Annotated in this window: 11 protein-coding genes; 7 read left to right on the top strand and 4 right to left on the bottom strand. The window is 64.6% G+C overall.

What is annotated here, in order from left to right; translation table 11 throughout:
- Nucleotides 1–87 precede the first annotated feature (87 nt).
- Together JQ629_RS19775 and JQ629_RS19770 are read left to right on the top strand one after the other, a co-directional pair.
- Nucleotides 88–885: a redoxin domain-containing protein gene (locus JQ629_RS19775; RefSeq protein WP_212414083.1), complete on the top strand. Its 798-nt coding sequence runs from the start codon at nt 88–90 to the stop codon at nt 883–885.
- A 101-nt stretch (nt 886–986) separates the two neighbouring features.
- Entirely contained in the window at nt 987–2,336 is a 1,350-nt protein-coding gene (locus tag JQ629_RS19770) for a M23 family metallopeptidase (protein WP_212414082.1), read from the top strand.
- 44 nt (nt 2,337–2,380) lie between these two features.
- Here JQ629_RS19770 and JQ629_RS19765 read toward each other — a convergent pair whose 3' ends face one another.
- Together JQ629_RS19765 and JQ629_RS19760 are read right to left on the bottom strand one after the other, a co-directional pair.
- On the bottom strand, nt 2,381–3,559 hold the full coding sequence (locus JQ629_RS19765; protein ID WP_212414081.1) for a DUF5666 domain-containing protein: 1,179 nt from the start codon (nt 3,557–3,559) through the stop codon (nt 2,381–2,383).
- Nucleotides 3,556–4,422 carry a DUF6502 family protein gene (locus JQ629_RS19760; protein WP_212414080.1) on the bottom strand — a complete coding sequence of 289 codons (867 nt, stop codon included), beginning with the start codon at nt 4,420–4,422 and terminating at the stop codon, nt 3,556–3,558. The genes JQ629_RS19765 and JQ629_RS19760 overlap by 4 nt, the downstream gene beginning before the upstream one ends.
- A gap of 115 nt (nt 4,423–4,537) precedes the next feature.
- Here JQ629_RS19760 and JQ629_RS19755 point away from each other — a divergent pair, with 115 nt between their 5' ends.
- The 5 genes from JQ629_RS19755 (at nt 4,538) to JQ629_RS19735 (ending at nt 10,181) form a co-directional block, all read left to right on the top strand.
- Nucleotides 4,538–4,708: a hypothetical protein gene (locus JQ629_RS19755; protein WP_212414079.1), complete on the top strand. Its 171-nt coding sequence runs from the start codon at nt 4,538–4,540 to the stop codon at nt 4,706–4,708.
- Between the two features lie 17 nt (nt 4,709–4,725).
- A complete protein-coding gene (locus tag JQ629_RS19750) occupies nt 4,726–6,663 on the top strand; it encodes a glycosyltransferase (protein WP_212414078.1) in 1,938 nt (645 codons plus the stop codon).
- A gap of 3 nt (nt 6,664–6,666) precedes the next feature.
- Nucleotides 6,667–7,407 carry an ABC transporter ATP-binding protein gene (locus tag JQ629_RS19745; protein WP_212414077.1) on the top strand — a complete coding sequence of 247 codons (741 nt, stop codon included), beginning with the start codon at nt 6,667–6,669 and terminating at the stop codon, nt 7,405–7,407.
- A complete protein-coding gene (locus tag JQ629_RS19740; RefSeq protein WP_212414076.1) occupies nt 7,404–8,789 on the top strand; it encodes a glycosyltransferase family 4 protein in 1,386 nt (461 codons plus the stop codon). The genes JQ629_RS19745 and JQ629_RS19740 overlap by 4 nt, the downstream gene beginning before the upstream one ends.
- Nucleotides 8,790–8,870: 81 nt before the next feature.
- Nucleotides 8,871–10,181: an O-antigen ligase family protein gene (locus tag JQ629_RS19735; RefSeq protein ID WP_212414075.1), complete on the top strand. Its 1,311-nt coding sequence runs from the start codon at nt 8,871–8,873 to the stop codon at nt 10,179–10,181.
- 27 nt (nt 10,182–10,208) lie between these two features.
- Here JQ629_RS19735 and JQ629_RS19730 read toward each other — a convergent pair whose 3' ends face one another.
- Together JQ629_RS19730 and JQ629_RS19725 are read right to left on the bottom strand one after the other, a co-directional pair.
- The gene (locus tag JQ629_RS19730) at nt 10,209–11,699 is read right to left on the bottom strand and encodes a flavin-containing monooxygenase (protein ID WP_212414074.1); all 1,491 of its coding nucleotides are present in this window, start codon (nt 11,697–11,699) and stop codon (nt 10,209–10,211) included.
- A 37-nt stretch (nt 11,700–11,736) separates the two neighbouring features.
- Nucleotides 11,737–12,186, bottom strand: coding sequence for a cupin domain-containing protein (locus JQ629_RS19725; protein ID WP_212389704.1), 450 nt, complete (start codon nt 12,184–12,186; stop codon nt 11,737–11,739).
- Between the last annotated feature and the right edge of the window lie 41 nt (nt 12,187–12,227).

The following is a 12,227-nucleotide window of genomic DNA, read 5'->3' as shown; positions in this document are numbered from 1 at the left end:
CCAGCGGCCGGAGCGAATCCGATAGGCCGGGACAAGACCCGCAATACCCTATTGGTTGATCCGCCGAAAGCGACGAAAGGAAGGCGTATGTCCAAGAAAACGCGCAAGAAATCCTCCAAGGGATCCGCAAAGACACCAGCCAAGTCACCCGCGAAGACGCCTGCCAAGAAATCCGCCCACAAAACGATCCCGGCGAAGGCAGCCCGCAGTGGCTCGAAAGCTCCAGTCAAAACGCCCGCGGCCAAGGCCGGCAAGGTGGTCGCGAAGAAGTCCGGCACGGCAGCCAAGGGCGCCTTGACCAAAGAATCCCACAAGCCCGCGTCGAAATCGTTAAAATCCAAGCCATCGACGGCACCGAAGCCTGATTTGACGCCCATTCCCGAGGCCGCTGCGAAGCCGGACAGCAAACCAGGCTTGGTCTCAGGTCGGGTTGAAGGCGCCAAAGCGCCCAGCTTCCAGCTGCCCCGGGATGGTGGCGACAGCGTATCCCTGGCCGATTACGCCGGGCGGAAACTGGTCCTGTTCTTCTACCCGCGCGCCGATACTCCCGGCTGCACGAGGGAGGCAATCGATTTCACCCGCCTCAAGGACGCGTTCGCCGAAAGCGGAACGGCCGTCCTGGGCATCTCCGCCGACACCGTGAAGGCCCAGGAGTCCTTTCGCGACAAGCACCAGCTCTCGATTCCTCTGATTTCGGATGAAAAACACGAGATGCTGGAAGCCTATGGCGCCTGGGGCGAAAAATCCATGTATGGCAGGACCTTCCTCGGGATTCTTCGCACGACCGTTCTGATCGGCAAGGACGGCAAGATCGCCAAAATCTGGCGCAACGTGCGGGTCGATGGCCACGCCGACGAGGTATTGGCCACAGCGCAAGGATTATAGTTTTCCAGGTTCCATTTCCCAAAAATTAACCATGAGTGGGTCAAATCGGCCTCGCAAATTGAGCCGTACGGAACCCCAGTCCGACCGGCGCGGGAGAGCCGATGTCGTACCGTTCCGGTCATCATTCCGAGTACCACCAGCACCATCATCCCCATGACAGCCGGGCGCGACGTCCCGTGGCGCAGGCCGCGGCACTCCCCCCGGCCAATGACGGCTATGCCATTGTCCATGCCGGCAAGCAGGTGCGGTTCGGGCCCGTGGTGTTCTGGATCGTCGTCGGCACGATCATCGTGCTCGGAATGTGGTCGGCGGCGACCGCCACCTATTTCGCCTTTCGCGACGACGTCCTGACCCGGCTGATCGCCCGCCAGGCCGAGATGCAATACGCCTATGAAGACCGCATCGCCGAGCTACGCGCCAAGGTCGATCGCACCACCAGCCGCCAATTGCTCGACCAGGAACAGTTCGACCAGAAGCTCGACCAGATCATGAAGCGCCAGACCGCGCTGGAATCCCGCGCCACCGCGCTCGGTTCGATTCCGGACAGCACGGCCACCGGATCGATCCGGCCGCCGGCCCGCGGCGCCGCCGCCGAGACCCCCGCTCCCGGGACACCGAAGCCCAGCCCGATCAGCGACACCGTGATCTTTGTGGCGCCGCCGGATCGTGAAGCCCGTCTGGAGTCGCGCGCACCGGTCGTGGTCAAGCAGCAAGCCAACCAGTACGCCAAGGTTCAGGGCGTCGACAACGTCCTAGTCCGCCTGCAGACCTCGCTCGACCAGGTTGAGCGGCGCCAGATGGCGGCGCTGAGCTCGGTCGAAGACAGCATGGAATCGCGCGTCCGCCGGATGCGCGGCGTGTTCACCGATCTCGGTCTCGACATGGCGCAACTCGAAGCCGCGACGCCACGCTCGGGCGTCGGCGGTCCCTTCGTTCCGGTGAAGCTTGGGGCCGATGCCGGCCCGTTCGAGCGCCAGCTCAACCGGATCAACACCACCCGTGCCCAGGTCGAGCGACTTAACCGCACGCTGGCCCTGGTGCCCTATCGCAAACCCGTCGTCGGCGAGGTCGAGTTCACCTCCGGCTTCGGCGTTCGCAGCGATCCTTTCCTCGGTCGGCCGGCGATGCATACCGGTCTCGATTTCCGCGCGGCGACCGGCGATCCCGTGCGCGCAACCGCGAACGGCAAAGTGGCTTCATCGGGATGGATGGGCGGCTATGGCCGCATGGTCGAGATCGACCACGGCAATGGGCTGTCGACCCGCTACGGCCATCTGTCGGAGATCCACGTCAGGGTCGGCGACGTCGTCAAGATCGGACAGGTGATCGGTGCGGTCGGCTCAACCGGCCGCTCGACCGGTCCGCATCTGCATTATGAAACACGGATCGACGGCGACGCGGTCGATCCGCAGAAGTTTTTGCGCGCCGGCGTGCGGCTCAGCGCCGGCTAGAACCGGAAGCGATGATGCCGGTGCATGTTGCATCGGCGGAGCAACTACCGCCGACCACCGCCTCCGCCCATTCCACCTCCGCCGAAGCCGCCTGGGCCACCGCCACCGGGACCCCCGAATCCGCCCGGTCCTGAAGGGCCGCCCGGGAATCCGGGGCCGCCGCCGGGTGACGTGGGAGCACCGGGATCGCTGGCCCGACCCGGGCCGGAAGCCGGCCCTTGCGGTGAACCGCCGGGAACGTGTGTGCCGCCCTGACCGGGAGCTGAGCCCGGAGCTCTGGCAGGGCCAGCCGGATTTCCGATCGAGGCACCCGGGAATTGGCTGACAGATTGAACGGATTCCACCCGCAGGCCGTGCGAGCTGTCGAGCACGGCGTTGACGACCACGCGTGCGTCGCCGGCCGCAGGCTGGAAGCGCGACACATCGCGCGCGACATAGCCCGATCCGAATTGCAGATTGTCGCCGACCCTTCGCACATAGCCTTCGATCGACAAACGGCTGGCGCCGGTCAGATCGGAAAAATCGTCCCGTCTGGCGCGCGCGACCTGCATCACGCCTTGCGCAAACTGGCCCTCGGCGTGAACGCGCTGACCGGCCAGCGCCAGATCCGCGCCCGCAAGGCGCAAGCCACCGATCCGCACCCCATCGCGATCGCGCTCGAGCAATCCTGTAACCCGCGTGGCGTTGTCGCGGCGCTTCTCGATGAGGCTGGCGACGATGACGCCGTCGGTTCGGCGGAGCCCGGACACCGCAACATAGGTGCCGGGACGCCAGCTTTCGCGCCCCGCGAACGCCACCTTCTGACCCAGCACCGACATCTCGCCTGCCCCGACGGATTGGATCGGTCCGATCACTTCGCTGACGGCCGAGATACCGCGGGTGGTCAGCGCGCCATTGGCCTGGCGCATCGCCACGACGCGGGCGACGTGTCCGATCCGCAGCGCCTTCACCGACGCCGACTCGCCGTTGATCCGCACCGGCACGTCAGGCGCATAGCCGATGCGTTCGCCGTTGACGAAGATGCTGCCGAAACGCTGGATGACCCCGACAATGCCGGTACCGCCGATACCGTGATCGTCGCCGATTCTCGCGGCGCCGGTGCCGCCGATACCCTGATCGTCGCCGCTGCGGCCGCCCCGGACCTGTGCCCAGGCCGAGGACACGCTAGCCAGCCAAAACCCCGCCAGCAGCGACCGCCGGGTGATGATCGGCGGTTTGCTCATGATTGGCCGCCTTCTTTGGCGTCATCGCCGTCCGGCGCCTCGTGGTAGATATAGACGCCGAAATTCCACCTGGCGTCGCCGCCCTTGTCCTTGGCGACCGCGCGGTTGGCTTCGCGGTTGGCGGTCTTCAGCGCGTCCATCGCAAGTTCGCGCGAACGTGCTTCGAGGCGCTTGGCCAATTTGGGCGACAGGCCGTCGTAATGCACCGCGCGCTCGAGGAAGCGCGGCGTGACGGCCGAAACGTTGTCCGCCGCCGCGGCGACGTGGTCGTGCAGGTTGCGGCCGAGATAGTGCCATTTGCGATCGTCGTCGCCGCGCGGAACGAAGGCGGTATCCACCAGCACGATCTCTTCATTCGCGTTGATGCTGACAAGTTGCCGGTCGAGCCATTCGTCCAGCACCGCGCGCGGCCGGACATCCTTGGTGACCGATTCGACGAGCGCCTCGAACGACGGCGCATCGCCATCAGCGGTGCGCGGCAATGGCAAGGGGTCGCCGGCCTTGTCGGTGAATTCGGGCGCGGCCATCCAGCGGGCGATGATCGCGCTGGTACGCGACAGCGTGGCCGGCGTTTCGTTGACGGGCGTTCCGGCGCCGCGCAGCCGGGCCACTTCCTTGCGATGGATCCCGGTCAGCAGGCTGACCCGGCTGTCGGTCTGCTCCTTGCCGTCAAGCGCGAAGTCATGCTCGGCGACATTGACGAAGAGTTCGCGCAGCAGCTGCGCCAGCGCGGGAAACGTCATGCCGCCGCGGATGCATAACCTCACCAGCGGACGCAACAGACGCGCCAGCGGCGCCTGCAGACGGTCCGCGGCGATCGGTTGATGCGAGGCCGGCTTTGGCGGCGGCTGGTTAGCACTCATGGCGAAATTGTAGCCGCGCCCGGCGTGGGACACAATCCCACTTTTTTGCGGTTGGTTATTGACGTGTGAAATTTTCCCACATATACGCAAATCATCCAACCAGGGGAACCCAACCATGCACGTCCTTTCGCCCCGCAATTCCGCTCCATTCCTCCCGGCGGCACGTCACCTCGCCCAAAGCGCGAGGCCGGCGGTCGTCGTGCCCGTGCTGCCGGCGCTGATCCGCTGCGTGACCTTTTTTGCCGCGCTGGCGACGCCGTTCGTCGCTGCCCTTTTGATCCGCTGACCGGCGCGAGCTGCATGATGACTTCGATCGACGCTTCCGCCCGCCGCCTGTCGGTGCTTCACATCTTCAAGGTTTATTATCCCGACCTGTTCGGCGGGACTCTCACCGTGATCCGCGACATCTGCACCGGACTGAAGGCCAGCTTCGCCTTCGCCGTGCTGGTCTGTTCCAGCGCGAATGGACGCCGCCGGATCGTCGTGCACGACGTGCCGGTCGAGCGCGTGCGCTCGTTCGGAGACATCCTGTCACTGCCGTTTGCGCCGACCTATCCGTTGCGGCTGTGGCGCCGGATCGCACAGCACGATCTGCTGGTGCTGCATGCGCCGTTTCCACTGGCCGACCTGGTGTTCGCGCTGGGGTTTGGCCGCAAGCGGCCGCTCGTCGTGCACTGGCATGCCGACATCGTCACGCACGCCAGGCTCAGGCGGTTCGTCGAACCACTGATGCGCCGGACGCTCTCGCGGGCGGAAGCGATCATCGTCTCCGATCGCGCCCTGCTGGACGAAACCCCGTTGCTGCGTGAATTCGCCGACAAATGCCACGTCGTCCCCTTTGGCATCGACGTTTCGAAGTATGGGCGACCGGTCCCGCGTCACCCGGACCTCAAGGTCGGGCATGATCGCGGGCGGCTGGTGCTCGCTTGCGGCCGCCTTGTTCCCTACAAGGGCTTCGACGTGCTGATCCGCGCCGCTGTCGGCCAGAACTTCGAGGTCTGGATCGTTGGCGAGGGCCGCGAACGCGCGAGGCTGGAGCAGTTGATCCTGAGCCTCGGCGTCGCCGATCGCGTACGTCTGCTCGGCTCCGTTCCCGACAGTGAACTGGTCAAACTGATGTACATCGCTGATGTCTTCGTGATGCCGTCGGTGACGTCGGCGGAAACCTTCGGACTGGTTCAACTGGAAGCGATGGCGGCAGGTCGCCCGGTCATCAACACGTCGCTCGACACCGCCGTTCCGCACATCGCACGTGACGGGATCGAGGCCATCACCGTGCCGCCGGGCGATCACGGCAAGCTTGCCGAAGCGATCGACATCCTGATCCGCGACCCGGAGCGACGTCAGCGCATGGGCCTTGCCGCCCGGCGGCGCGCCATGTCGAAATATTCCACCACGCAATTCAAGCAGGCGATCGAGGCGATCTATCTCGATGCCGTCACCAGCAAGGCGGAGGTGCGGTCCGCCCGCACCATGCGACCCGAAACCGCCGGGCTCGTCGGCGCTGTCAGGATCGCGGCCACCCTCGCCTGGTCGGATATGCGTCACCGTTACGTCCGCTCGCTGCTCGGTCCGTTCTGGATGTCGATCCAGATGGCGATCATGGTCGCGGTGCTGGGCTCGGTGATCGGACATTTGTCCAACGCCAACGCCGTCGCGCGGCTTCCGATGCTGGCGATCAGCCTGACGGCCTGGACCTTTCTCAACAATGTCGTGCTGGACGCGACGACGGCGCTGCAGAGTTCGGCCGGCCTGATCAAGGATCGCGCGCTGCCGCCGGTGACCTTCCTGCTGCAATGCCTGTTCCGGCAGGCGCTGTTCGCGCTCCACAATGCCAGCGTGCCGTTTATCCTCTGGCTTGCTTTGGCCCGGACCGATATCGAAGGCTGTATCGCCGCCCTGCCGGGATTTGCGCTGTTCGTCGCCTGCACGCTTGGCCTCGGCCTGGTCCTCGGCGCATTGGCAACGCGATTCCGCGACATGAAGCCGATCATCGAATCGACCCTGACGCTGGCCTTCCTGTCCTCTCCGGTGATCTGGACGGCGGAGATGATCAATCCGAATTCCACGGTCATGCGGCTCAACCCGCTAACGCATTTGTTCGCGGTGTGGCGCGAACCGCTGGCGACCGGTCATGTCAGCATGATGAGCACCGTTTACGCCCTGGTGTGCGTCGCCGTACTCGCGGTAGCGAGCATCGTGACGGTCAAGCAGCTGCGCAAAGCCGCGTTCTGGATCTGAATCATGGTCAGCATCAGCCTGCGCGACGTCAGTCTCGACTATCCGCTCTATGGAGCCTACGACTTCTCGGTCAAGCGCCGCCTGCTCGGACGGTTGCTCAACGAGCGGAGCGAGACGCGCACGATCCGCGCCATCGACAACATTTCGCTGGAAGCCGCCGCCGGTGCGCGCATCGGCCTTGCCGGACCGAACGGCTCCGGAAAATCGACCCTGCTGCGGCTGCTTGCCGGCGTTTATCCGCCGACGCGCGGCCGCATGGAGATATCAGGCAATGTCGTGCCGCTGATCGGCCTGAACGCAGGCGCCAACATGGATTTTGTGGCTGACGACAATATCCGCCTGCTGCTGCGGATCAGCGGACACAAGCCCACGCAGGCCGTCGTGGACGAGATCTGGCAGTTCACCGAGCTCGAAGAACGCATGCGGCACATGCCACTGCGCATGTTCTCCTCGGGCATGCTGATGCGGGTGCTGTTCGCCACCGCCACGGCGTTTCCGGCCGACATCCTGCTGCTCGACGAGTGGCTGAGTGTGGTCGACGAAAAATTCTCGGCGAAGGCCGAGCAGCGGATGCTCAAGCTGGTCTCGATGGCCGCGATCGTGATCATCGCGTCCCACGATCAGGCGCTGCTGCGCCGCACCTGCACCAGCGTCATCAACCTCGATCAAGGGCGCATCGTACGCACGGTACCGCTCGACAGATATCCCGAACGCCAATTCGAACTGGAAGAGAAGAGAGCATGAAGATCCTGGTTGTCAGCGAGGCGCTCGGCGAGCCGAACCACAAGCGCGGCATTTTTCATTTCACGCGCGAGCTGATCCGGTCGCTCGCCGCCGACGGCCACGACCTGACGCTGCTCGTCGAGACGACGCGCCGCTATCGTCAGCTCCGGACCCGGCAGCGGCGCGCGCAACTGTTCCCTGCGGATTCGCGCCTGATCGAGCTGCTGGCGCTCTACCGGTTTCTGGACGAAGCCGACATGAACGAGCCGGTGGCGCGGAGCGCGGTGCGGCGCACGATCGACTGGGTCAAACACCGGATCCGCGCGTGCACCTCGTGGGAATTCGGCGCGTGCCTGCTGCGGGCGATCGGGCTTCTGCCCCTGCGGGTCAAGCTGATCGAGAACAAGACCGCCGGGCTGGAATACATCCCGACCGATTTGCGCCACCTCGAACTGTTTCGCGACTTTTTGCTCGAGCCCGGATTTTACAGCTACCAGGACGCTTCGGCGCTGACCCAGCTGCCACCGCCGCAGATCGATGCCCGCGATTATGACGTCATCCTGGTCGATACGCCGACGCGGGTTGCGATCAAGCGCGGCCCCAACGCCAAGGTCATCTGCGTGGTCCATGACCTGCTGCCGCTCACGGATCTGAAACTGAGCGACGTCGCGACGCGCCTGTTCCTGTCGCGCCTGATGACCAGCCTGCATCAGGCCGACGAGTTGGCCTTCGTTTCCAACTACAGCATGAACCGCTTCCGCGATCTGCTGCCGCAATTCTTCTACCTTCCGGCGCGGGTGGTCTACCCGCGTACGCGCTTCGAACCGTTCCGGCTCGCGCCGGTGCCGATGCCGGTGCCGGTTTCGACCGCACGGCCGGGACAACCGACCTTTGTCGTGATCGTTTCGGCAGAACCGCGAAAGAATCTCAACGCGGTGGTCCGCGCGTTCCGCAAGATGCCCCATGCCGACCTCGTCGTGATCGGTTACGCCGGCGGCACCAGCCTCATGCGCAATCCGCCGCCGAACGTCCGGTTTGCGGGCTATGTCGAGGAACATGACAAGGCCACGCTGATATCAGATGCGCACGGCCTGATCATGCCCAGCCTGGCCGAAGGCTTTGGCGTGCCCATCATCGAAGCGCTGGCGGCCAACACGCCCGTTCTATGCTCGGACATTCCGGTGTTTCGCGAAGTGGCGGGCGAGCTTGCCGACTATTTCGATCCGTTCTCGACCGAATCCATCTGCGCGTCCGTCACCCGGGTGCTGTCCTGTCAGGATGAATGGCGCCGCAAAATTCGCGAGCGCCGCGGCGAACTGGTGGAACGCTTCGGTCCCCAGACCCAGGCCCGCGACCTTCTCGCTCCGCCCAGAACCGTCGAGTACCTGGTCGCCGCGCAATAGGACGCAGCCGAAAACGCCGACGCCGTTCTGGCGACGGCCGGACGAGACCTTCAGAACCTTGCAGAACCCTGGGATGCTGCGATGACGAGCGTCGAGCGTAATTTGCTGTGCGATCATGCCGGACCGGCCGGCCAAGCGGGATGGCGCGGCACGCTGCGCCGTCTGGCGGTCGATGTCCGCAATGCCTATATCCTGGCGGCCCTGACCGCGGCGGCGCTGCCGTGGTCGACCTCCGCCACAGCGATCCTGATCGTGCTCTGGCTCATCGTCCTCATTCCGACGCTCGATTGGGGCCCGTTCGCCCGCCATCTGGCGCATCCGGCGTGCGCCCTGCCCCTGGCGTTCGTCGCGCTCGCTGTTCTGGGCGTGCTCTGGACCGATGGCACCTGGTCGGAAAGCCTGAGCGGCATCAAGCCGGCGGCGAAGCTGCTGGTGATTCCGTTTCTGCTGTTTCACTTTCAGCGTTCGCAGCGCGCCATGTGGGTCTTCGCGGCCTTCCTCGGTTCCTGCACGCTGATGATGGTGCTGTCCTGGATCGTGTTGTTCTATCCGGCGTTCAAGATCACGCGGACGGTTTCGGACGGGGTCCCGGTCAAGAACTATATCGACCAGAGCCAGGAGTTCGCGCTGTGTGCGTTTGCGCTGGCGTTGCCGGCGCTGATCGCGATCCGCGAGCGGCGGCTGGCCGTGGCGATCGGCTGGCTGGTGCTGTCGCTGGCATTCGTTGCGAACATGATGTTCGTGGCCTCGGCGCGGACGGCGCTCGTCTACATGCCGGTGCTGCTGGTGCTGTTCACCGCCTTGCATCTGAGCCGGCGCACCATGCCGGCGCTGTTTGCGGCGGCCATCGTTGCCGCCGCCATCGTCTGGTCGACCTCGCCCTATCTGCGGCAGCGCATCGCCGACATTGCGACCGAGTATCAGGGCTATGAGACCAACACGGTGGTGTCGACGGCGCAACGATTGCACTACTGGCGCAAGTCGCTCGGCTTCTTTGCCGATGCCCCCTTGTTCGGCCATGGCACCGGTTCGACCAGGCAGCTGTTCGCGCGCGCAGCCGGGCAGACCGGGCTGTCGGCCGAGGTGGTCAGCAATCCGCACAACCAGACCCTCAACGTTGCCGTGCAATGGGGACTGCTCGGCGTCATTACGCTGTACGGGATGTGGTTGAGCCATCTGCTGCTGTTCCGCGGTGAAGGCCTGGCGGCCTGGATCGGCCTCATCACCGTTGTGCAGAACTTCGTCAGCTCGCTCTTGAACTCGCACCTGTTCGATTTTCACGAGGGCTGGATGTACGTGCTCGGCGTCGGCGTCGCTGGTGGCATGTCGCTGCGCGCGACGATATGGGGCCCTCGATCTTCAGAAATTACTGCGAGCCGGAATGCGGCCTAGCTCGGTTATTGGCCGTCTCCCCCCGCTTCATGCCGATACCTTGTAGTCCGGTGCAGAGGCGAGAAACCGCGCATACGCATCCGCATCGGGCGGGGTAAATTTCTCCGCCAGTGCGCTGCGCCGGCGTGCTGTTGTCCCGATGTCGGCCAGCAACTCGTCGAAATGCTTGAAGTGGTAGGGCGCCACGCACAACCCGCCATAGACGCCGGCCGCCGGCCGCTCCACGCGCTTGAAGTTCAGCATCAATTCGATATTGTCGCGCATCTCGGCCGGGCTCGGCTGCTGCGCCAACTGGCCGTCGGCGTAACGGACCAGCCAGTTTGCCGCCAGATCGGCGCACAGCACCGTGCAGAAGCTGGAGTTGAAGCCGACAAAACCCATGTCCGGCAGGTCCGCGTTGGCGATCAGCCGGTAGAGCCTGTATTGGCCATCGGCGTCCACCAGCCGTTCACGAAGCGCCTGTGGCAGGAACGGCACGCCGAGCTTGTAGCCGATGGCGAGGATGGCGACGTCGGCCGCAACGCGCTCGCCGCCGGTCATCACGATGCTGTTGCCGTCGTAATGGTCGAAGCTGCCGCGGATCGCCTTGATCCGGCCATCGGCCACCATCGGAAAGAAGTCCGGCGTGGCGATCGGCACCGAGCAATTGACGCCGTCCTCGATGCGCTGCTTCGGAACCATGTCGCACTTCTTCAGCTTGAGCTGCAGCTTCAGCATGCTTTCCAGGCCGCGCCAGTTGGCCCAGACAAACGGCTTCGCCACCGCGTGCTTGAACCGCGACAGCGCCCCAATGCCCCAGCTCTTGAACATCTCCTCCTGCGCGCGGATGTAGAGGATGCGTTTGAAGTTGATCAGGCCGCCGATGAAGTAGGGAATCCGCCACACCGGTTCGCGGTACACCAGCGTGACGTCGCTGGCGCCGGAATTGACCGCGTTGACCGCAATGTCGGTGGCCGATTTCGAGCCGCCGAGCACCACCACCTTCTTGCCCCTGGCGAGGCCGGCATCGTTGTATTGCGAGGAGTGCAGGATGCGCCCGCCCTGCGCCTTGAATGCCTCCTCGCCGCGAAGGTTGAGGGTCTGCGGTTCGTTGAACTGCCCGATGCAAACAGCGACGAAGTCAAAATCCTCCTGCGTGCTGCCGGCGGGGCTGCGAAGGTCGAGCCGCCAGCCCGGCTGTGAGTCCGGGCGGCCATTCATTTGCACCACCTCGGTATTGAAGCGGATCAATCGATCGAGGCCGTAATCGCGGGCGTATTCAGCCAGATAGGCATGGACCTGCGGACCCTTCGGCCATTCCGGATAAGATGCCGGCATGGCCTTGTCGGTGTAGCGGTAAAGCTCCTTCGGGCTCTGGGTCTGCACATCGGGATAGGATCTGGCCGGCTCCCACACGCCGCCGAGATCGCCGCTGCGCTCGACAATGGTGACGCGGTGTCCGCGCGACGAAAACGCCTTGGCCGCAGCAAGCCCGGACACGCCGGCGCCGATGATGCAGACCTGCTTTTGCTTGACCATGGATTTGTCTCCGTCGTGAAGGTGAAAGCTCGCGCCGCTATTCGTTGGCCTCCGGCGGCAGGAAGTTCACCTCGTGCTCGGCGGAAACCCGGACCACCTCCGCGGGGTCGGTCAAATTGTGCAGCCGGTTGAACAGCGCTTCGAGCTTCTGCATCGGCGAAACCCAGAACAGCGCACGCGCGGGCTTGTCTGACTTGTTGAAGTAACCGTGCGGAATGCCGCGCGGCAGACGCACCAGGTCGCCGGCCTTCGCCTTCACCCAGACGCCGTCGAGCTTGAGATCGAGTTCACCTTCCTGCACCAGGATGAATTCGTCCTGGGTCGGATGGATATGGACCGGCACGAACTGGCCGGGGTCGCTGTTGGTCTCGAAGGCGAAGGTGGAATCGGTCACCGCCTTCGGGAAATAGACCTGACCCAGGATATTCCAGGTCACGCCGCCGTAGCCGGTGCCATCAGCGGTGATACCCTTTTCGAGCGCCGTCATGTGCCGCCTCCTGTTGGATAATTTGTCCGTCCGGATCAATC

Origin of the sequence: Bradyrhizobium sp. AUGA SZCCT0222, from assembly GCF_018130205.1 — a bacterium.
Taxonomy (GTDB): domain Bacteria; phylum Pseudomonadota; class Alphaproteobacteria; order Rhizobiales; family Xanthobacteraceae; genus Bradyrhizobium.
Note: the sequence above shows the minus strand (reverse complement) of the source record. Positions and strands in the feature narration are given on the sequence as shown.

Bases quoted from the DNA above. Each gene is read 5' to 3' on its own strand.
- JQ629_RS19775 (WP_212414083.1), top strand. From the start codon at position 88: ATGTCCAAGAAAACGCGCAAGAAATCCTCCAAGGGATCCGCAAAGACA.
- JQ629_RS19770 (WP_212414082.1), top strand. From the start codon at position 987: ATGTCGTACCGTTCCGGTCATCATTCCGAGTACCACCAGCACCATCAT.
- JQ629_RS19765 (WP_212414081.1), bottom strand. From the start codon at position 3,559: ATGAGCAAACCGCCGATCATCACCCGGCGGTCGCTGCTGGCGGGGTTT.
- JQ629_RS19760 (WP_212414080.1), bottom strand. From the start codon at position 4,422: ATGAGTGCTAACCAGCCGCCGCCAAAGCCGGCCTCGCATCAACCGATC.
- JQ629_RS19755 (WP_212414079.1), top strand. From the start codon at position 4,538: ATGCACGTCCTTTCGCCCCGCAATTCCGCTCCATTCCTCCCGGCGGCA.
- JQ629_RS19750 (WP_212414078.1), top strand. From the start codon at position 4,726: ATGACTTCGATCGACGCTTCCGCCCGCCGCCTGTCGGTGCTTCACATC.
- JQ629_RS19745 (WP_212414077.1), top strand. From the start codon at position 6,667: ATGGTCAGCATCAGCCTGCGCGACGTCAGTCTCGACTATCCGCTCTAT.
- JQ629_RS19740 (WP_212414076.1), top strand. From the start codon at position 7,404: ATGAAGATCCTGGTTGTCAGCGAGGCGCTCGGCGAGCCGAACCACAAG.
- JQ629_RS19735 (WP_212414075.1), top strand. From the start codon at position 8,871: ATGACGAGCGTCGAGCGTAATTTGCTGTGCGATCATGCCGGACCGGCC.
- JQ629_RS19730 (WP_212414074.1), bottom strand. From the start codon at position 11,699: ATGGTCAAGCAAAAGCAGGTCTGCATCATCGGCGCCGGCGTGTCCGGG.
- JQ629_RS19725 (WP_212389704.1), bottom strand. From the start codon at position 12,186: ATGACGGCGCTCGAAAAGGGTATCACCGCTGATGGCACCGGCTACGGC.